At 69.9% G+C, this 20,313-nt stretch carries 17 protein-coding genes; 6 read left to right on the top strand and 11 right to left on the bottom strand.

The annotated features are described in order from the left end of the window. Positions 1–54: 54 nt before the first annotated feature. Together pyrF and ACQPXS_RS04900 are read right to left on the bottom strand one after the other, a co-directional pair. Complete coding sequence (gene pyrF, locus ACQPXS_RS04905; protein WP_433447262.1) at positions 55–750, bottom strand: orotidine-5'-phosphate decarboxylase; 696 nt, start codon at positions 748–750, stop codon at positions 55–57. A gap of 30 nt (positions 751–780) precedes the next feature. Next, a complete protein-coding gene (locus ACQPXS_RS04900; protein ID WP_433447260.1) occupies positions 781–1,257 on the bottom strand; it encodes a hypothetical protein in 477 nt (158 codons plus the stop codon). 129 nt (positions 1,258–1,386) lie between these two features. On the opposite strand from ACQPXS_RS04900, the gene ACQPXS_RS04895 reads away from it, so the two are divergent. The 3 genes from ACQPXS_RS04895 (at position 1,387) to ACQPXS_RS04885 (ending at position 3,788) form a co-directional block, all read left to right on the top strand. Further along, complete coding sequence (locus tag ACQPXS_RS04895; RefSeq protein WP_433447258.1) at positions 1,387–1,659, top strand: hypothetical protein; 273 nt, start codon at positions 1,387–1,389, stop codon at positions 1,657–1,659. Between the two features lie 191 nt (positions 1,660–1,850). Continuing rightward, positions 1,851–2,819, top strand: coding sequence for an XdhC family protein (locus tag ACQPXS_RS04890; RefSeq protein ID WP_433447256.1), 969 nt, complete (start codon positions 1,851–1,853; stop codon positions 2,817–2,819). A 129-nt stretch (positions 2,820–2,948) separates the two neighbouring features. Further along, a complete protein-coding gene (locus ACQPXS_RS04885) occupies positions 2,949–3,788 on the top strand; it encodes a class I SAM-dependent methyltransferase (RefSeq protein ID WP_433447254.1) in 840 nt (279 codons plus the stop codon). A 31-nt stretch (positions 3,789–3,819) separates the two neighbouring features. Here ACQPXS_RS04885 and ACQPXS_RS04880 read toward each other — a convergent pair whose 3' ends face one another. The 5 genes from ACQPXS_RS04880 to ACQPXS_RS04860 form a co-directional block, all read right to left on the bottom strand. Next, positions 3,820–5,040 carry an SGNH/GDSL hydrolase family protein gene (locus ACQPXS_RS04880; RefSeq protein WP_433447252.1) on the bottom strand — a complete coding sequence of 407 codons (1,221 nt, stop codon included), beginning with the start codon at positions 5,038–5,040 and terminating at the stop codon, positions 3,820–3,822. Positions 5,041–5,138: 98 nt separating this feature from the next. Next, positions 5,139–7,556, bottom strand: coding sequence for a glycosyl hydrolase family 95 catalytic domain-containing protein (locus tag ACQPXS_RS04875; protein WP_433447250.1), 2,418 nt, complete (start codon positions 7,554–7,556; stop codon positions 5,139–5,141). A 153-nt stretch (positions 7,557–7,709) separates the two neighbouring features. Next, the gene (locus tag ACQPXS_RS04870) at positions 7,710–9,542 is read right to left on the bottom strand and encodes an alpha-galactosidase D (protein WP_433447248.1); all 1,833 of its coding nucleotides are present in this window, start codon (positions 9,540–9,542) and stop codon (positions 7,710–7,712) included. A gap of 304 nt (positions 9,543–9,846) precedes the next feature. Then, positions 9,847–11,019 (bottom strand): ROK family protein, encoded by a 1,173-nt coding sequence (locus ACQPXS_RS04865; RefSeq protein ID WP_433447246.1) that lies wholly within the window; start codon positions 11,017–11,019, stop codon positions 9,847–9,849. A 447-nt stretch (positions 11,020–11,466) separates the two neighbouring features. Continuing rightward, a complete protein-coding gene (locus ACQPXS_RS04860; RefSeq protein WP_433447244.1) occupies positions 11,467–12,102 on the bottom strand; it encodes a TetR/AcrR family transcriptional regulator in 636 nt (211 codons plus the stop codon). Between the two features lie 88 nt (positions 12,103–12,190). Between ACQPXS_RS04860 and ACQPXS_RS04855 the strand changes: the two genes are divergently transcribed. Further along, positions 12,191–12,853, top strand: coding sequence for a class I SAM-dependent methyltransferase (locus ACQPXS_RS04855; protein WP_433447242.1), 663 nt, complete (start codon positions 12,191–12,193; stop codon positions 12,851–12,853). A 107-nt stretch (positions 12,854–12,960) separates the two neighbouring features. Here ACQPXS_RS04855 and ACQPXS_RS04850 read toward each other — a convergent pair whose 3' ends face one another. Both ACQPXS_RS04850 and ACQPXS_RS04845 read right to left on the bottom strand, forming a co-directional pair. Next, the gene (locus ACQPXS_RS04850; RefSeq protein ID WP_433447240.1) at positions 12,961–15,396 is read right to left on the bottom strand and encodes a SpoIIE family protein phosphatase; all 2,436 of its coding nucleotides are present in this window, start codon (positions 15,394–15,396) and stop codon (positions 12,961–12,963) included. Between the two features lie 221 nt (positions 15,397–15,617). Then, entirely contained in the window at positions 15,618–15,833 is a 216-nt protein-coding gene (locus ACQPXS_RS04845; protein WP_055703870.1) for a DUF4177 domain-containing protein, read from the bottom strand. 153 nt (positions 15,834–15,986) lie between these two features. Between ACQPXS_RS04845 and ACQPXS_RS04840 the strand changes: the two genes are divergently transcribed. Further along, positions 15,987–16,667 carry a DUF6629 family protein gene (locus ACQPXS_RS04840; RefSeq protein ID WP_433455712.1) on the top strand — a complete coding sequence of 227 codons (681 nt, stop codon included), beginning with the start codon at positions 15,987–15,989 and terminating at the stop codon, positions 16,665–16,667. 170 nt (positions 16,668–16,837) lie between these two features. Here the strand turns inward: ACQPXS_RS04840 and ACQPXS_RS04835 are convergent, their stop codons facing one another. Then, positions 16,838–17,533, bottom strand: coding sequence for a glycoside hydrolase family 11 protein (locus tag ACQPXS_RS04835; protein ID WP_433447238.1), 696 nt, complete (start codon positions 17,531–17,533; stop codon positions 16,838–16,840). 314 nt (positions 17,534–17,847) lie between these two features. Beyond that, positions 17,848–18,870, bottom strand: coding sequence for a LacI family DNA-binding transcriptional regulator (locus ACQPXS_RS04830; RefSeq protein WP_433447236.1), 1,023 nt, complete (start codon positions 18,868–18,870; stop codon positions 17,848–17,850). A gap of 135 nt (positions 18,871–19,005) precedes the next feature. Here ACQPXS_RS04830 and ACQPXS_RS04825 point away from each other — a divergent pair, with 135 nt between their 5' ends. Then, complete coding sequence (locus ACQPXS_RS04825; protein ID WP_433447234.1) at positions 19,006–20,310, top strand: ABC transporter substrate-binding protein; 1,305 nt, start codon at positions 19,006–19,008, stop codon at positions 20,308–20,310. Positions 20,311–20,313 lie beyond the last annotated feature (3 nt).

The raw sequence follows: 20,313 nt of genomic DNA, 5'->3' as shown, positions 1-20,313 counted from the left end.
CGGGACGCGACAACCTCGGCCCACAGCAGACTGCTGTGCCCGCCGGTTTGTTGCTCACTGCACGAGGCTGCTGCGGACGAGACGGAACGCGGCCGCCGGGTCCGCGGCACGTGTGACCGTCCGCCCCACGACGAGGTGCGAGGCGCCGGCGGCGACGGCGGCGCGTGGCGTTCCGGGACGAGCGTGCTCGGCCGGAGAGTCACCGGGCAGGGTGACTCCCGGAGTGACGATCAGGGGATGGGGCCCCAGCGCGTTCCGCAGGGCCGCGACGTCCCGAGGCGAGGCGATCAGACCGTGACAGCCGGCCTTCCCCGCCAGCCGGGCCAGTCTGAGCACCTGCTCCTCGGTCGAGCCCGCGATCCCGATGTCCGTGAGGTCCTCGTCGGTCATGCTGGTGACCACGGTCAGCGCGAGAATCCGCAGTCCGGGGAAGGCGCGGGCGGCGTCGACAGCGGCAGCCATGATGCCCAGGCCGCCCATGCCGTGCACCGTCACCATGGAGACGCCCAGCGAGCCCGCGGCACGGACCGCTCCGGCGACCGAGTTGGGGATCTCGAAGAGCTTGAGGTCCAGGAAGACCTCCTTGCCCTGCGCGACAAGGTGCTCGACGAAGTCGGGGCCGGCTACGGTGAGCAGTTCCAGGCCGACCTTGTAGAAACGGCACTCGTCGCCCAGCTGGTCGACGATGCGCTGGGCGGTGGCCCGGGTGTCGCAGTCCAGCGCGACGATGATCAGGTTACGCGTATCCACGCCGGCATTGTGCCCGCCACCGGCTGCCCCCTACTCCACCAAGCGTTCCGCGTCCTCCGGGACCCACGGAAAGGGCACGTCGGGCCATCGTGCGGTGGCCCATGCTTCGAGGTCGACGGCGAGGACGGCGTCGACGAAGACCTGCGGCGGCCGGTAGCCGTGGGCGGTGACGTAGTGGGAGATGAGGAACGGGGCGGCGTAGGCGATGCCGGGCTCGCCCGGGATCCGTATCTCCCCGTTGCCCTCCGGGGCCTCTCCCGCAGGACACAGGTCGCACTCGTGCACGCCCAGGCAGTCGTTCATCCACTGGACCTTCTGAACGGCTTTCAGCTTCTCCACGAACGCCGCGGAGACGGTTCCCGTCGGGTACGGCGTGCCCGCTTCCAGCCAGCCGATGTTCAGCCGGGTGTAGGCCGGGCGGTACCAGAGCCCGTAGAAGCCCGACTCCCTGTCGGTGAACGAGTCGTCGTCCAGGTAGTCGTACTCGCTGAGATCTTCGTAGAACATCCCCACATCATCGCCGCACGGTCAGAGGAAGCTGTGCGTCATCGTGCGGCAGTCCCTCCGACCGAGGCGGCCGTTCCCCCTCCGAGTTCGGCCCACGGCGATGTCAGTGGTGGCTGCGAGGCTGGCCGTATGGACAGGAACGATGAGCAACTGCTGCGCGGTCGGGTCTACGGTCAGGACCACGACCATCCGGGCCCGCGGCCGGGACGCCGGTACGCCGAACTGGTCGGCGGGCCGCTGGACGGGCTCCTGCTCGACATAACCGGCTGGACGCAGGCCGAGATCGGCACCGGCGCGGCCCTGCCCACCGAGTTGGGGCAGTTCGGTGCCGACGGCCGGGCGATGTACGCCCCACGCCCCGGCGACCCCCGCCACTTCGACTGGGACGGGGACGCACCGTGACGCCCGAAGGGTTTCGCCGCCGCACTGGTGCTCACCAGCGTCCTCACCGGCGTCCGCACCCGCTGACGGCCGCTCAGGCACGCGCTCCGGGGCGGCGCCGAGATGCGTGATCATGCGAGAATTCCGGTCACGGTGCCGGCGATGTCCATACGGCTCCCGGTGCCGATCCCACCACGAGGAGGGCCGCGATCATGCGTGAACTGGCCGAGACGGCACGGCAGTGGGCGGCTCAAGGACGTACCGGCGTCCTCGCCCGTCCCCTCACCGAGCGGGGCTTCGGTCCCCGGCGCCCCGCCGACGCCCTCCTGATCGACGAGGCCGGTCACTGTCACGGCACGCTGTACCGCGGTGCCTTCGACGCGTACCTGGCGGCGGAGGCCGCTGCCCTGCCCGCGGATCACACCGCGGGCGTGCGCGAGGTCTCCGTCCACGACGACGAGGTGAAGCGGGCGGGCCTGACCTGCGGCGGCCAGGCCGAAGTGCTGCTGCAGTCCCTCGACACGGTTCCCGTCCGCTGGTGGGATCTGCTGGCGGAGGGTGCCGACGCCGCGCTGATCACCCGGCTGGACGCCGCGCGGACCCGGGGCACCAGCGCCGTCGCGACATCCGCGCCGGAGCGCGGTGAGGGGCCGTCCGAGGCCGTCGAACGCGCTCGGGAACTGCTCGACCGCCGCCGGGCCGGCCGGGACATGCGCTCCACGGACGACGGACTCGTTCTCATCGAGACGTTCCCCGCCGTACCCCATCTGGTCATCGTGGGAGGAGGGGAACTCGCCGAGCTGCTCGCCGCGCAGGCCCACCTGCTGGACTGGGACGCCACGGTCGAGTCCGCCGCCGAGGACGCCGCCCGGCTGCTCGCCCGGCGCCCGGCCGCCGCCTGCTTGATCGTCCTCAGCCATGAACCGGACGTCGACGTCCCGGTCCTTTCCGCCGCGCTGAACACCGGCATCCCCTACGTCGGCGCCCTGGGCTCACGCCACACCCAGGCCCGCCGTGCCGCGGATCTCGTCAAGGCCGGCCTCGACGAGGGACTCCTCGGGCGCATCCACGGCCCCATCGGCCTCGACCTGGGCGCCCGCACCCCGGCCGAGACGGCACTGGCCATCTGCGCCGAGGTGCTCGCGACCCTCGACGGCAGCGAGGTCCGCGTGGTGCGCTAGGGGCCCGGCTCCATCCCCGCCTGACCGGCCCTCGCCCATACATGTGCATGTGGCTAGGAGGACGCGCCCCGTCCGTTCCTCGCGCGCGGTTCGTGCCGGCCGGTGAGCCTCCTCGCTACTCTGCTCCGCGTGGCCGACGACATCACGCACGCACGACGCGACGACAGGCCCGAAGAGTCCCGGCGGGTGCGCCTGAGCCGGACGTTCGACGAAGACGCGGAGCTGTACGACCGGGCCAGGCCGGGATATCCGCCGGAGCTGTACGACGACCTGGCGGAACTCGCGGGCGCACGCCCCGGCAGCCGGGTACTGGAGGTGGGCTGCGGAACAGGCCAGGCGACCGTGCCGCTGGCGCGGCGGGGCTGTCGGATCACGGCCGTCGAGGCGGGGCCGAGCATGGCCGCGCTCGCCCGCCGCAACGTGGCCGGGGCCGGGAGGGTGGAGGTGGTGACGGCGGAGTTCGAGACGTGGCCGCTGCCTGACGAGCCGTTCGACGCGGTCGTCTCGGCCACGGCGTTCCACTGGATCGACCCGGCGGTGCGGGTCGCCAAAGCGGCTGACGCGCTCCGCCCGGGTGGCGCGCTCGCCGTGGTGCGCACCCAGCATGTGCGGGGCGGGACCGAGGAGTTCTTCGCGGAGGTCCAGCGCTGCTACGAGCGCTTCGACCCCGAGACGCCGCCCGGGCTGCGGCTTCCCGCGGCCGCCGACGTCGACGGCTCGGACCATGCCGAGGAGGTGGCCCGCAGCGGCCGGTTCGCTTCCACCGTCTTCCGCCGCTACGAGCAGGACCTCACCTACACCACGGCGGACTATCTCCGACTGCTGCGGACCTACTCCGGCCACCGGGCTCTTCCCGAAGCCGCCAGAAGCGGGCTGTTGCAGTGCATCTCGGCACTGATCGACCGGCGGTACGGCGGCCGGGTGACCAAGCGCCATCTCATCGAACTGGGGGTGTCACGGCGTCGGTGACTCTCCTGGGCCGCGCACCCGGCGGTGGGCGTCAGGTGCGCAGGAGCCGCAGGTCTATCGCGTCGGCCATGGCCTTCATGCCCTCGTCGTTGGGATGGATGTGGTCGCCCGCGTCGTAGGCCGGGTTGAGGGCGGCCGGGTTCGCGGGGTCACGCATGGTCCGGTCGAAGTCGATGACGCCGTCGAAGGCTCCGCTGGCGCGGATCCACTGGTTGACGCTCTGGCGGATCGCCTCGGCGGCAGGCGTGTAGTACCCGTTGCCCTCGTCGGGCATGAGTGTCGCGCCGATGACGTTGACGTGGGCGGCATGTGCCTCGTCGATCAGGGTGCGGTAGCCGTTGACGAGGTCCTCGGCGGTCAGCGGACGGCCGTCGGGGCCGGCGTTGTTGCCGATGTCGTTGATGCCCTCGAAGAGGATCACGTCCTTGACGCCGGGCTGGCCGAGGGCGTCATGCCCGAACCGCTTCAGGGCGCTGACCCCCTGCCACAGGTTGGGGACGTCCGTGAGGACCCGGTTGCCGCCTATGCCGGCATCGACGACGCTCAGCTTCTGCAGACCCGGTCCGGCGCCCAGCCGGCGCCCGAGGAAGTCGGGCCACCGGCTGTAGGTGCCGGTCGAGGAGTGGTAGCCGTCCGTGATGGAGTCGCCGAAGGCGACGACGGTGCCCCGCGCGGTCGCCGACACGACGTCCAGCCCTGCCAGGTAGTACCAGGACGTCGTGGTGGTGCCGAACGCGGCGGCACCGTCGTCACCGCTGTGGTTGCCGGAGGCCAGGTAGGTGGTGTCGAACGCGTCGGAGTGCCAGGTCGACATCCCCGTCGTGCCGGGCACGTAGAGGCTGACGAGCAGGTTCTCCCCGGCGCTGACCGAGATCGGGACGACGTCGCTGACGGCCTCCTCACCGGCGGGGATCGTGACGTGGCGGGATCCGCCGAAGGTGATGTTCCGCGTGGTGCCGCGCGTCGCCTCGCCGCCGCTCTCCTGGACGGCCACGTCCACGGCGCCGACATCGAGCGGGGTGGTGCTGTAGCGGTTGGACAGGGTGATGCGGGCGCCCGAGCCCGAGACGCTGCTGTGCACCACCATCCGGATCGTCTGGTCGGTGAAGGACGGGCCGCCGGTCGTCATGCTGGGCGACCAGGCGCTGACCCGTGTGCCCTTGCTCTGCGCCACGGGCGTGGCGGCGCTTGCGACATGCGCGGTGCTCAGCGGAACTGCCGTCAGGGTCAAGCCGGTCAGGGCGCCGAACACGGCCAGCAGGGTTCTGCGACGCGGTCGGCGACCCGCCGTCGTGCTTGTCTTTTCCGGGGACATCGTCGATCTCTCCACTCTTCTCGTGGTCCGCACCGTCAGCCGAAGTTGCCCAGCGTGACGGACTCACCGGGCTTGAGGCTGATCCTTCGCGCGGTGCCGCCCGCGGACACGGTCGTGTCACGGCCGCCGACGCTCCGCAGCGTCACCTGTGTGACCTTGCCGTTCTTCCAGGCGAGGTCGGCCACGAAGCCGCCGCGGACTCCGACGCCGGACACCGAGCCGGACGCCGCCCAGGCGGCCGGCAGCGCGGGCAGCAACTCGACGTGACCCGGTCGCGAGTAGACGAGCATCTCGATCATCGCGGAGGGGGTGCCGAAGTTGGCGTCGATCTGGAAGATGCCGCGGCCTTGCCCCACGTCCATGATGTCGAAGAGGTTCGGCGCGGTGCCGTTGCTGCCGTTCACCGACGGCTTCAGGTTGTTGACGACGAGTTGGTAGGCGTTCTTCGCGTTCTTCAGCCGGGACCAGCACAGGCTGCGCCAGGCGTTGGACCAGCCGTAGCTGTTCATGCCGCGGGCGGTCAGGAGGGCCGTCGCGCCGGCGAGGATGTCCTTCGGTGTGGAGTCGTCCGGGCGGATCCGGTCGCCGGGGAAGAGGCCGATGAGCGGGGAGAGGTGCCGGTGCGTGGTCTCGCCGAGGTTGTCGGGGGACATCCACTCCTCCAGCCAGCCGGTCTTGGGGCTGACCACGGGCAGGTACAGGCGTCCGCGCAGACCGTCGACGGTCGCGCTGTAGGAGGTGTCCCTGGCCAGCACCTGGGTCGCGGTGTGGTAGTTCCCGAAGAGGTTCCACACCAGTTCCTGGGCGTAGGTGATGCCCTTGGCGTCCAACGGCCCCTGTTCGGGCGACCAGTCGCTGTCGGCGATGAGGACCTCGCGCGAGGCTCCGGAGGCGTCGGTGACGGTCGTGGTGATGAGACGGGCCTCCCAGAACTCCACGGCGCCCTTGAGCAGGGGGTAGATCTTCTGCAGGTAGGCGCGGTCCTGGGTGTACTCGTAGTGCTCGAACAGGCTCTGGCAGAGCCATGCGTTGCCGGCCGGATGCCACCACCAGCCGCCACCGCCGTAGGGGTTGGTGGAGATGGCCACGGTCCAACCGGCGAGCTTGCCGCTGGAGTTGCGGTATCTGTTGGTCGTGCTGTTGAACAGTCGCTGCGTGACCTCCGTCCAGGAGGGCAGCTGCGCGAGGCAGTAGTCCGCGAAGGCGTCGAAGCACCCCGACAGGCCGGCGCGGTCGGCCATCCAGTAGTTCATCTGGATGTTGATGTCGGTGTGGTAGTCGCCCATCCAGTCCGGGTCGTTGCCGTCCAGCCACGGACCCTGCAGGCCCATCGGCAGGGTGCCCCGCGATCCCGAGATCATCAGGTAGCGGCCGAACTGCAGGTAGGAGGCCTCGAGTTCGGGGTCCGGAACGTCGTCCCGATAGCGGGCCTGCACCCGCTGCCAGGTGTCAAGCCCGCGCTGCGCGGCCGATGACGTGCCGAGGTTGATGTCCAGCTGCTCGAAGACCGGGCGGAAGTCGGCGACATGGGTGTGCAGCAGGGTGCTCGCGGAGTGGCCGGCCGCCCCCTGGACCTTGGTCCGCGCCAGGCGCTCCGGGTCCAGGGACGGGTCGCGGAACCCGGTGGCCGCGTCGGGTGCGTAGTTGGTGCCGCCGCTGACCACGACGGTGAGGTCCTTGCAGCCGCGGAAGGAGATCGACGTTCCGTCGACGGCGATCGTGCCGCTGCTGCTGCGGGCCGTGACGGCGGCGCCGTACTTCAGCCCGTTGGCGAGGGAGGCGCCGAACGAGGCGTAGCGCCCGGCGCTGTCGGCCGTGGTGGTCTCGCCGTGCGTGCCCGCGAGGGTCACGGTACCGGTGTAGGTGCCGCCGCCCTGCTGGGAGAAGTACACGACGATGACGTCGTCGGGGCGGCTGGCGAAGATCTGCCGCTGGTAGGTGACGCCGGACAGGTCGTAGGAGGCACTGACGAGGCCCTGCGCCAGGTCGAGGGAGCGGCGGTAGTTGTCGACCGATCCCAGGTCGTGCCCGGGGAGGTCGACGGTGAGCTCGGCCAGCAGGGTAAGGGAGCCGAAGTCGTCCCGGCCGTAGGGGAATTGGCCGTCGCTCTGCAGGGTGTCGTTGAGGCCGCCGGTCCATAGGGTGGCGTCGGTGATCGTCAGCAGTTCGCCGGCGGGGTCGTTGCCCGCGAGCGCTCCGAGGCGCCCGTTTCCCACTGGCAGGCCCTGCTGGATCATGGAGTTGGCGGAGCCGGGAGCCTGCCACCACAGCTGGTTCTTCGCGGCGGCGGCCGCGGACAGCAGGGGCGAGGAGGTGGGGCGGGCGGGGGCCGCCGAGGCGGTGAAGGCAGGCAGACCGCCGAGGGCGGCGGCCGCGCCGGCGGTGGCGGCGAGAGCGAGAAAGCCCCTGCGGCTCGGGTGGTTGTCGCGCGATTCGGTGTGCTCGGTGTCCACGTTGTGCACTCCAGGTCGGGGGAACGGCGCATGCGGGCGGAAATGCGGGCGGAAATACGGGCGGTCGGGCGTGGGCGTGCCCGGGCGCTGCGGAACCGGATGGCGGCCCGGCGGGGCCCGGGGGTATGTCGCCCCCGAGCCCGGCGCGAGGTGTCAGGCGGACTTGGGTACGTCGATCCTGTCGATGTCGGGGGAGTAGTCCCAGCCGCTGTCGAACGTGATGGTGTTGGAGCCTGCCTTCAGCGCCAGCTGGACGCTGACGGTGTCGACCGTGCCCCAGTCGCCTGTGGAGGGGAACCTCAGGCTGGTGCCATGGCCGCTGTTGGAGTAGACGGTGACCGAGCGGGGGTCACCGCTGACGTAGGCGACGTTGACGGTGTAGATGCCGTCCTTCTTCACCGTGATGTCGTTGAACTGCAGCTTGCTGTCGAGATAGAGGTTGCCGACCTTCTTGCCGCCGGAACAGGAGTCGCATCCGGCGACGGAGGCGTTGCCGGTGAGGGTGTTGTTCGCGGACTCGGCCTCGTAGCGGGTGGTCGCCAGCGGGGTGCCGGCGGGCTTGACGGTGAACAGCCGTGAGCCGTGCGCGGGCAGCGTCGCGGTGATCTTGTTCTTGTACGTGCCGAGGTTCTCGTGGTTCCACAGGTCGCGCACGGAGGCCGCGCCGGTGAAACCGAAGGACGCCCAGTCGGCGGTGACGGAGGCCGACGAGCCGCCGAGGTTGAACAGGGCGACGGTGTAGGTGCCGTTGGGGTTCTTGGTTGCCCAGACCTGCTGGTCGCCCAGCGGCGTGACGGGACGCGCCACGGGGGAGTCGTTCTGGTCGACGGCGATGACTTCCTGGTTGGTCAGCAGGGAGAGGCCGTAGCTGTCCAGCTTGGTGAGGTCGTCACCGGTGAACAGCGGCGACTTGTTGATGGCCCACAGGGTCATGTAGCTCTGCCGCTCGGCGTTGGTCAGACCGTCCATCGCGCCGTTGCCGACGTCGATCGCGTCGAGGTCGTTCCAGCCGCCCGGGCCCGCCTTGTGGCTCCATGCGGGGGCGTCGTTCCACCGGTCGTTGACCGAGTTCTCCCAGGTGACCAGGGTGTTGCAGTAGCACTCCACATCGGTGTCGATGCGCCAGCCGTTGGAGTACTTCTTCCAGTCGGCGGCGTGGCCGATGTCGAGCGACCAGGACAGCTCCAGATGGATCGGGCGCCCGGTGTCGGCGATGGCCTGGTGCCAGGCGGCCACGTCCGGGACGTTGTCGTAGTTGTCACCGGACTTGAACGAGCCGGGTCCCACGCCATCCAGTTTGAGGAAGTCGTAGCCCCAGTCCGCGAGCATCTGTGCCTGCGAGTCGATGTACTTCTGCGCGCACGGGTTGCCGAAGTTGAGCTTGTAGGCGCTGTCCCAGCCATTGGTGGTGCGCAGATCCGGGTAGACGATGTCCGCCGTGGTGCAGCCCGGGGCGTTCCATATCGGCACCTTGCCGTCGCCGTACGCACCCTTCTCCAGGCCGACGGGCAGATAGATGCCTGCCTTGAGACCCTGGGAGTGGATGTGGTCGGCGACCGACTTCATGCCGTGGGGGAACCGGACCGGGTCGGGTGTCTGCCGGCCGTACTGGTCGAACTCGGACGTCCAGTTCTTGTCCATCCACCAGCCGGCGTCGATGTTGACATGGTCGTAGCCGTACTTCTTCAGGGTGGCGGCCAGGGCGTCCGTCTGCTTCAGGACGTTCGCCTCGGTGAGGTAGCTGTAGTTGCCGTCCGGGTTCAGGCCCGGGTACTGGGAGGACTGCATGCTCCAACTGGACCAGCCCATGTAGGGCTTGGCCGCGAGGCCGGAGGCGGCGTCGCCGGTGGTCGCGGCCGAGGTGGCGGCTGCCGGGACCACCGTGGCGAGTCCGGCCGTGACGGCCAGGACCAGCGTCGCTCTGAGGGTGCGGCGCGGGAAGCCGGTGACGGCTCCGCGCAGGACTCGGTACGGGAATGACCGCATGGGTCGCCTCCTGAGGTGAGGTGAGGGGGAGTGTGCGGTGGCACCCGGTGGGGGACGGGCGTGCTGCTGGTCGGACGGGGGGCCTGTCAACAGGTCCGGAGCCGGGCCGAGGAGGTCGGCCGGCCGTTCGGGGAGACATCGGTCCGGCGGCTGCCCGAGCCGATGGGGAGCCCGCTGATGAACCTGCGCTGCACGGTGCAGCGCGTCAGGGGCGTGGGGAGGGCGGTCAGGAAAAACCCCTGCCGGGATGGGGACGTTCGTGGGGGCTGCGGCTCTGCGGCGTCATCGCTACTCCTTCTCGCTCTCACATGCCCGATCCCATGAAGGACTGGATGGCGGTGGCCGCGGCCCCGCGTGCCCACTCCTCGAAGGGCAGGGGTCGTGTCACCAGGTCGCACTGTGCGGCGGTGCCGAAGGCGGAGGCGGCGAACGCGTCCCGGATGCCCTCGGCGACCAGGTCGTAGGCGGCCAGACCCTCGCCGGAGATGACCACCCGCTGGGGACCGAGGATGTTCACCAGGAAACCGATGGCCTTGCCGATGGCTTCGCCGGCTCGTGCGTAGACCTCTCTCACACCGGGGTCTTCGCCGTGGGCCAGCTCCAGCGCCTCGGCGGCATCGGTCACCTGCTTGCCCGTGGCCGCGCGCACCGCGCGGAGTATCGCCGGATCCGCCGCGATCGCCTCGACACAGCCGCGGTTGCCGCAGTGGCAGAGTGGCCCCAGCGGGTCGAGCGACAGATGCCCGATCTCGCCGGCCACGCCGTGCGCGCCCGAGACCACCTGCCCGTGCACCACCAGGCCGCATCCGATGCCGGCGCCCACGGTCACCAGGGCGAAGTCCGAGAGACCGACCCCGGCCCCGAACCAGTGCTCGGCCACCGTGAGCGCCCGCACGTCGTTGTCGACCGTGACCGGCAGCCCTGTTGCTGTCCCGGCGATCTCGGCCAGGGGAACGTCCCGCCACTCCAGGAAGGGCGAGTAGCGGACCACCCCGTCCGCGCGGTCCACGTCCCCCGAGATCGCGATGCCCAGGCCCCGCACCTGCACACCGAATCCGTCGGCCTCCGTGAGCAACTCCTGTACCAGCGCGGTGATGACGGGCAGCACCGCCTCCGGCTCGCGTCCCGTGAGCCGGACGTGCCGGGACAGCCGGATACGGCAACACAGGTCGGCCAGTACGGCGATGACCTCGTCGCCCGTCACCTTGATCCCGATGAACAGCGCCCTCCCTCCGTCCACCCACACCAGGTTGGCCGGACGCCCGACCGCGGGCCGCGCCCCTTCGTCCACGCCCTCGACCAGATAGCCGAGCTCCATGAGCGGACGGACCGCCTTGGTGACGGCGGCCGGAGAGAGCTGGGTCCGCCGTCCCACCTCGGCGCGAGTGAGCGGACCGTGGGAGAGCAGCGTGGTGAAGACGAGGGAAGCGGCCGGCGTCATGTCCGGGGCCGCTTGGGGGGAGGGGGCCGAGCGCATGGCCGGAAACTTAGAGAGGTTCTTTTTTGCTGTCAATGAATAAAGCAGGCTCCTTTGTATCGCTGTGAGTTGGTGGCGATTGGCCTGGAAAACACAGGCAACACACAGGAGTTGGGTGCGCGATGAAAGCCATGGGTCGGCGGCGTCTATGGATGGCTGTGGTGGTCCTGCGTGCCCTCGGTGCCGTACGGGGCGGATCCGTGTTTGTCGGAACGTCCTGACAAACCTATTGACACCACCCCTGGGGCGCTTCATGGTACGGGCACTCGAGCGCGACGACGGCGACTGCATACGCAGGTGCGACGGCGCGGCACCTGAACAGGCGTGTGGGAGACCGGCCTTGGGCACGGTTCCCCACACGCCTGGGTGTCGTCAAGCCGTAAGCCAGGAGAACCACGACGAGCGGTCGCGGGCTCCTGCTGTGCGGGGTCTCTCCCCGCGAGGCCGTCAGGACTCGGCCGGGGCCTCGTGCGGTCGCGGCAGGAGTGATTGCAGGGCCAGCCGGGTCAGTTCCGCCTCGACCGTGTCGCGGTCCGGGACGACGGCCGCGCGGAAGGAGCGGCCGGCCAGGAGCGAGACGAGCCACCAGGCGGCGGTGTGGGGCTCGATGTCGGAGCGGACGTCGCCGGCGGCCTGGCCGCGGCGGAGCAGGTCGGCGAGCGCGTCGGCGAGGTGCTGGTGGACCTGGCGGAGGGCTTCGCCGAGATCCGGGTCGTGGGCCAGGGCGGTGGCGTCGGCGAAGAGGAAGCCATGGGAGCCCGGCCGGTGGAAGGGGTCCATGTGGGCGGGGTCCAGGAAGGCCGCGAGCACCTCGGGGACGGGCCGGCCCGCGTCGGCCGCCTGGTGCAGGAGTGCCGAGACCGCGCCGGTGGCATGGTCGAGGACCGCCCGGTACAGCGCGGACTTGGAGCCGAAGTTCTGGAACACGACGGGCTCGGTGACACCGACCCGCCGGGCGATGTCGGAGACCTTGCCGCGCTGGTAGCCGGCCTCGGAGAAGACCTGGGTGGCCGCGGCGAGGATCGAGGCACGGCGCTCTGTCGCGCTGAGACGGGTACGCGTGCGGGATCGGGGCTCGGTCACACGATCATCGTATGCCCCCTTGCCGTTCTTCTTAGTCGGAACTAAGTTGGGACCGAGCTTAGTCATGACTAAGTTGTGGAGGAGGGCCATGCCTCTCGGACACCTCATGCAGGGCAAGCCGCACGCCGACACGCCCGGCGTGACCATCGCAACCCCGCGGGCGTACGAAGTCTTCGGCGCCCTCTGCTTCGCCGGCCGCCGCGGCCGCGTCTTCGCGCGCCTCGCGGAGCTGAGCGGCGCCGTACCGGGCGACCGCGTCCTGGACGTGGGATGCGGCACCGGCTACCTGACCCGGCACATGGCGGCCCGGATCGGCCCGGGCGGCGCGGTGACCGGTGTGGATCCCTCCCCGCCGGTCCTCGACTACGCCCGCGGCAGGAACCGGCGCCCGGACAGTGCCCCCTGTGACTACCGTGAGGGTGTCGCCGAGGCCCTCGGCTTTCCGGACGCCTCCTTCGACACCGTCGTCACGAGTCTGATGCTGCACCATCTGCCGGAGGAGCTGCGGCCCACGGCCCTGCGCGAGATGTACCGCGTGCTGCGGCCCGGCGGCCGGCTGCTGGTCGCGGAGTTCCGGCCGCCGAAGAGCAGGATCGGCCGGCACCTGGTGCACGGCGGGGTCGGCGACGCCATGGCGCACCACCGGGTCGATCTGCTGGACGCCCTTGTCACGGATGCGGGCTTCGAGTTGACCGGCCGCGGCGACCTGCGGCCATGGCTGTCCTACGTCCAGGCACGACGGACGCGGTAGCGAGGGAAACCGATCCGGCCTGCGGGTCGCTCCCGGGGCGTCGTCCGGCGGTGGAGTGGACGGCGTCTTCAGTCCGGCTGAGCGTCCTTCAGGCGGACGGACCGTTCTCAGCAGGACGGGGCGTTCGGCAACTGTTGCTCCGCCCAGATGGTCTTGCCCGTGGCGGTGTACCGCGTGCCCCAGCGCTGAGTGACCTGCGCGATGAGGAAGAGACCCCGCCCTCCCTCGTCGGTGGTGCGGGCACGGCGCAGATGGGGGGAGGTGTTGCTGGCGTCCGACACCTCGCAGATGAGGGTCTTCTCGTGGATCAGACGCAGGTTGATCGGTCCATAGGCATGCGTGATGGCGTTGGTGATCAGCTCGCTCACGATCAGTTCGGTGGTGAAGGCGAGGTCCTCAAGGCCCCACGCGGCCAGGCAGCGGGCGGTGTTGTCGCGCGTTTCGTGCACCGCCCGGGGATCGGCGGGCACCTCCCAGGACGCCACCCGGTCGGGGGCGAGGGCGCGCGTGCGGGCGATGAGGAAGGCGACGTCGTCCTGCGGACGGTCCGGAAGGAGAATGCGGACCATCGTGTCGCAGATCTCCTCCAGCGGCCGGTCGGGGTGGGCCAGGGCGAAGCACAGCCGCTCGAAGCCGACGTCGACGTCACGGTCCGAGGCCTCGATCAGGCCGTCGGTGTACAGGGCGACGACGCTGCCCTCCTCCAGCTCGATCTCGGCCGACTCGAAGGGCAGACCGCCCAGTCCCAGCGGGGGGCCGGCGGGGATGTCGGGCAGTTCGACCGGCTCACTCAGGTGGGCGATGGCAGGGGTGGGGTGTCCGGCGCGCGCCACGCTGAGTTTCCGTGAGATCGGGTCGTAGACCGCGTAGACACAGGTCGCGCCGATCACCACCGGCCCGTGCTCGGACGCTTCCGCCTCGTCGGCCAGGCGCAGCACGAGATCGTCGACGTGGGCGAGGAGCTCGTCGGGGGGCAGATCCATGTCGGCCAGTGTCTGTACCGCCGCACGCAGCCGGCCCATGCTGGCCGCGGCGTGGATGCCATGGCCCACCACGTCCCCCACCACCAGGGCGATGCGGGCGCCGGAGAGCGGGATGACGTCGAACCAGTCGCCGCCCACGCCGGCCTCGGCGTCGGCCGGCAGATAGCGGTAGGCGACCTCGACGGCGCAGTGATCGGGCAGGTCCGGGGGCAGCAGACTGGTCTGCAGGGCGAGGGCCGCATTGTGCTCGCGGACGAACCGCCGGGCGTTGTCCACGCAGACCGCGGCCCGCGCCACCAGCTCCTCCACGAGCAGCAGGTCGTCCTCGTCCAACGGGCTGGGGTTCTCCCAGCGCAGCAGCGTGACCACTCCCATGGTCACGCCCCGCGCCCGGAGCGGCACCACCAGGTGGGTGTGCACGCCGAGACTGACGATCTTGGCCTGGCGCTGCGGGTCGTCGGCCAGCCACCACGTCGTCGGGTCCAGCACCGGATCGAGGATCGGCCGGCTCGTGGTCAGACAACGCCGTTGCGGGGACTGCGGCGGGTACCCGGCGGGCTCCCCGATGGGAATGATCGCCTCCGGCACCTCCTCGTGGATCGACAGGTGCACCGCCCGCTGGAGCGTGCCGCCGGTGACCGGCCCCGGGTTGAGGTCCCTGGCCGCGAGGACGCCCTGGAAGAGGTCGATCGCCACGAAGTCGGCGAGCTGCGGCACGAGGACCTCGGCCAGTTCCCGCACCGTGCGGTCGAGGTCCAGGGTGGTGCCGATGCGCTGGGCCGCCTCGTTGACCAGGGCGAGCCGTTCACGTGCGCGGTCCTCGGCGGTGAAGTCGACGGCGGTGTGACACACCCCGAGCGTCTTGCCGTCGGTGTCCCGCAGCGGGAACGACGAGCGGAGCCTGAGCCGTCCGTACGAGTTCCGGCGTGACAGGCCGTGCCGGGGCGCGACGTGCTCCACCGTCGGTGTGACCCGGCCCGATGTCAGCGCCTGGCGCGCCTGCCAGTCCACGGCCGAGGGCACCTGTTCCAAACCGACGGGCGCGGACGCGCGCGAGGCCGTGGGGTCGGCCGGCAGGCCCTCCATGGCGGCCAGTGCCTGGTTCACCCATTGGCAGCGCAGCTCACTGTCGAGGACGGCGATGCCGATCGGCGACTCCTCCAGCAGGCCGCGCACCACGGCCTGATCGAGTTCCCATCGGCGCGAGTCGATGGCCTCGCAGGCCACGGCGAGCCAGGCGGAACTCTGCTCCGCATGCAGCGCACACACCCGCAGAGCCAGTTCGACCGGGTGGCCCGCCCGGTGACGCGCGGTGATCATCCCCTCCCAGCCCTTCCCGACCTGCTGCGCCGCGGCGACCAGGGACGCCGGTGAGCGGTCGCTGGTGAGGAGGGAGGTCACGGGCCGCCCCAGCACGCTGGACGCCGGATACCCGAGGATGTCTTCCGCCCTGCGGCTCCAGTAGCGGATCAGGCCGTGTACGTCCACGAGGGCGACGGCGGCAGATGTGATGCCGAACGGGTCGCCCCCGGGCTTGTCGGCCAGATCTCTGAGATCCATCGTGTCGGCCGCATCCGCAGAGGAGGTTGCTCACACCACGGTCTCACATGGACCCGGGTGTGTCCTCGGACGGACCGCCGTGGCATATGCACAGGCCACAGACGATCACGCAGCCGTCCCCCGGCGCAGCAGGCCCCCGGCGGGGTGCCGGTGACCTGCCCGGACAAGGCCGGACGCGTGCCTCCGCCCCGTCCCGCGCCGTGCCGGGGCGGCTCCGCGCGTTACTGCCGCGGGCGCTCGAAGGTCAGCAGCAGTCCTTCCACGGCTCCGGGCCCTATGCGGCCCTTGACGTCGGCGGAGGTGATGGCCTTCAGGCCCCAGCCGTCCTCGGCGTGCTTGTTCAGGACCTTCTCCAGCTTGTCGCTGTCCAACGCGTCGCCGATCAGCGACTCCCGGAAAGTGACGACCTTGTACTCGTACGCGTAGCCACTGCTCATGGTGCGGACTCCTCCTGACTGCCGGGCGGATGATGGCGCGAAGGCCGGGGCAAGCTAATCACCATCGGGCCCCGCGACAAAGGACGTAGCGTGGTCGGCGGCAGAAGCGGAGGCCCGTGACGGACCGCTCGGCGGCGACCCCTTGGCGGCGTGATGTGCTGGAGTGCGACGGCGGACCTCGTGGCAGGCAGCGGTGTCGCCGCGGTGGGGGTGGCTTGTGTGGCGCTCGTGCGCAGCGGACGGGAACTCCCGCTCGCGGCACTGCCGTTGCTGCTGGGAGCCCATCAGATCGTCGAGTCCGTGGTGTGGCACTCGGGCGGGGGAGGCGGACCCGCGACCGTCGCATGGGCCGTCATCGCCCTGCCGCTGCTGGCGATGTGGGTTCCGGCGGCAGTGATCTGTGTGGCCCCGCCGTGTGCCCGGTTCCGGCTGCTCGTCCCGCTCGCCGCAGGAGCGATGACCGCCGCGGTGCTCGCCCGCGGCCTCGCCACCGAGCCGGTGACGGCCGAGATCCGCGGCCACACCGTCGGATACGTCCTGCATGTCTCCCCCGCACCGCTGCTCGTCGCGGGCTACTTGCTGGCCACGGTCGGCTCGCTGCTGTTGTCCGGTGACCGGCGGCTGCTCGTGCTGGGGATGCTCGTCGCCGTTGGCGCGACGGTGTGCTGGGTGCTCTGGCGACTGGAGTTCGTGTCGACCTGGTGCGCTGTCGCCGCGCTGTGCTCGGTGGTGCTGTTCGGCTGGGTGCGCGCTCGCGCGCACGACGACGTCGTCGGTCCCCGCGACCGAGCCGGTGGCCCGGTCCCGTACAGGACCGGGCCGGACCGGCCGTAAGGGTGCTCAGCCGCGAAGACCGGTCGTTCCAGCGACCCGCCTGAGGGCCACTCGTGCATGAGGATGATCCGGCCGTTGCCGAGCCGGGCGTCGGCCTGCACCATCAGGCCGTACTCGGCCTCGACCGCCGGCGACCAAGCGCACCGGGATGGACGCTCGGGACAGGAACGTCACCCGCTCACCGTGATGTTGGAGTTCCCGCTGCTCTGGTATCCCTCGGTGGCGAGGATCATGTAGTAGCTGAAGCTGCCCAGCGGCATGCCGTAGCGGGCCCACGCGTCGAAGTGGTTGCCGGTGGTGATGGTGCCGCCCGTCCGCTTCGACTGCCGGACGCTCCAGTACTGGTTGAAGGTCTTGGTGCCCTCCACGGAAGGGGCGTTGTACCGCGTCGTCTGGTAGACGTCGTAGGTGCCGCCGTCGGAGCTGACCGTGCCCTTGTAGGTCCCGGTGGGCCGGTAGGTACCCCAGGTGTCGACGATGTAGTACTCGACGAGCGGGTTCGAGGTCCATCCGTACAGGGACAGATAGCCGTTGCCGGACGGGTTGAAGCTGCCCGAGTACCGCACACTCCTGCGTCCGCCGTTGCTCCAGCCCTTGCCGGCGACGAAGTTCCCGCAGTTCGTCCACGAGGTGCTGTAGTTGCCGCCGGAGCCGAGGGTCATGGAGACCGACCCGCCACCGTCGGTCCAGAACGAGTAGTAGTAACCGTTGTTCGTGCCGGTCTGGTTGGTGGTGATGGTCGTGGCGGCGTGCGCGGTGCCGGGCAGCAGCAGCCCGGACGCGGATGTGGCCAGTGCCAGTGCACCGGCACGGCCGATGAAGCCTCTGCGGCTCATCGGGTGGTCGAGCGCGTGGTCCATGTCCATGCTTCCTCCTGGCGAAGGCCGATGGGCAGGCCCGGCAGCGTGATGGATCGGGCGGAGTGGCGCCGCTGCGGGCGTTCGAGCGCCTGAGAGTATGCGCCCGGCTCGGAACAGCGGTCAACGCCCTTGTTTCCGAAACTCCAGCGAAATTGCATTCGCTGTCCCAGGGGATATCCGCGAAAGTTTCGACTTGGGGTTCAGTCTCCGCCTTGTGACCGTTTACGACTCTTCCCGGGCTCCCTATCGCGTGGTATCCGGCACCCTTTCCCTCTCGAATGCATTCGCTGGAAAGCGACGAAACTTTCCAAGGATGCTGTTCACCCTTGTGCGGGCGGCGCGGTGCTCTGCCGGACCACGAGGTGCGTGGCCAGCTCGATGCGCGAGGCGGACTTCTTGGCGTCCGTGGGCTGCAGCAGCATGCGGGCCGCTTCCTCGGCCATGCGCTGGAGGGGCTGCTGGACCGTGGTCAGCGGAGGGCTCGACCACTGGGCCGGCGGCACGTCGTCGTACCCCACCACCGACAGCTGCCCGGGCACGCTGAGGCCCAGAACGCGCGCTGCCTCCAGGACTCCGAGAGCCTGCAGGTCGCTGCCGGCGAAGATCGCCGTGGGCCGGTCCTGGTGCTGCAGCAGGTCGAGTGCGTGCTCGAAGCCGCCCTGGACGTGGAAGTCACCGAAACGTATCAGCCGAGGGTCCGCCTCGAGACCGGCCATCGCCATCGCCGAGCGGTAGCCGTCCAGGCGCGCCAGCGAGCACATCAGGTCCTCGGGGCCGGTGATGATGGCCACCCGGCGGTGGCCCTGGTCGGTGAGATGGCGCGTGGCGGCCAGCCCGCCGGCCCAGTTGGCCGAGCCGACGGACGGGACATCGGGATCCGGATCACCGGCCGGGTCCACGATGACGAACGGAATGGCCCGCGAGGCGAGTTGCCTCTTCACGTCCTCGGGCAGGGTGGAGAAGACCAGGAGCACGCCCAAGGGCCGGCGGCGCAACACCCCCTCTATCCACTCGGGTCCGGGAGCCTGCCGGGTCCCGCTCTCCGTGAGCGCGAGGGTCGCGTTGTGCTGCTTGGCGACGTTTTCCACGCCGCGGATCAGCTCCATGGCCCAGACGCTCTCCAGCTCGTGGAAGACGATCTCGATGAGGGGGGTCGGCGTCGGGCCCTGTGTGCGCCGGCGGTAGCCGTGGACCTCCAGGAGGTGCTCGATCTTGGCTCGGGTCGTGGGTGAGACATCCGAACGACCGTTGAGCACCTTCGAAACTGTCGGAAGCGAGACGCCGGCTTCTGTGGCCACGGTCGCCAGCGTGACTCGGCGGGCCACCTGGTCTTCTTCACGCATGGGCGCAGCATAGGCCATGGCACGCGATAACGGTTTGGCCGCGTGGATGCACGACCGTTGACCGATTCTTCCCGCTGGGCCTACTGTCCAGCCGCTAGTACTTTCGGCGAAGGCGCCGAAACTTTCGGAAGGTGGATGATCATGCGTACACGGATGTCCCGGGTGCTCGTCTGCGCCACGACGCTCGCTCTGGCGGCGAGTCTCGCGGCCTGCGGGAACGGCAGCGGGGGAGGTTCCGCGAACGACGGCAAGATCCACGTGCTGGTCTATGGGGACGCCAGCAACAAGGTCGAGAAGCAGATCGTCGACACCTTCAACAAGACCTCGGACGTCAAGGCCGTACTCGACACCATCCCGGGCGCCGACTACCAGCAGAAACTGCAGACGATCATCAGCACTCCCAAGGCGCCCGACATCTTCTTCAACTGGGGCGGCGGCAGCATCCAGCCGTTCGTCAAGGCCGGTCTGCTGATGCCGCTGGACGACTTCATCAAGAAGGACCCCGGGCTGAAGGACAAGTTCCTGCCCGCCGTCTTCAACAGCGCGGTCGTCGACGGCAAGGCCTACGGCGTTCCCATGCGCGGCACCCAGCCGGTCCTGCTGTTCAACAACAAGAACGTGCTCGACAAGGCGGGCGTGCAGCCGCCCCAGACCTGGGACCAGCTCCTCGACGCGGTGACGAAGCTGAAGGCCAAGGGCGTCACGCCGATCGCCCTCGGCGGCGGCGACCAGTGGCCGACCCTGATGTGGTTCGAGTACGTCTACGACCGGGTCGCCGGGCCCGAGCTGTTCCAGAAGGCCCTCGACGGCGACAAGGAGGCGTGGGCCAGCCCGGACAGCAAGAAGGCGCTCGGCATGCTCAAGCAGCTGGTCGACACCGGAGCCTTCGGCAAGAACTACGACTCGGTGAAGTACACCAACGGCGCCTCGCCGGCGCTCGTCGCCTCCGGCAAGGCCGGCTTCGAGCTGATGGGGTCCTGGTACTACGCACAGCAGCAGCAGGACGCGAAGGACTTCGCCGCCAAGGGGCTGGGCTACAGCACGTTCCCGACCATCCCGGGCGGCAAGGGCGACACCTCCGACGTGGTCGGCAACACCAACAACTTCTACTCCGTGCTGAAGCGGACCAAGCACCCTGACGCCGTCGCCAAGTTCCTGAAGCTCATGTACTCCGACGAGTTCGTCAAGGCCCAGATGTCCATCGGCAACCTGCCGACGACGACCAACACCCCGCAGTTCCTGGACCAGTCGGCCAGCCCGGCGTACTCGCGCTTCCAGTACGACCTCGTCGCCAAGGCCAAGTCCTTCCAGCTCTCCTGGGACCAGGCCTACCCGCCGGCCGCCAACACGCCCATCCACCAGGCCGTCCAGCAGTTCTTCAACGGACAGATCGACGCCGACGGCTTCATCAAGGCCATGCAGGCCCTCCCTGCCAAGTGAAAC

Source organism: Streptomyces sp. CA-142005 (assembly GCF_050942335.1).
Classification (GTDB): domain Bacteria; phylum Actinomycetota; class Actinomycetes; order Streptomycetales; family Streptomycetaceae; genus Streptomyces.
The sequence above is the reverse complement of the archived record's forward strand: the minus strand, read 5'-3'. Positions and strand labels throughout refer to the sequence as shown.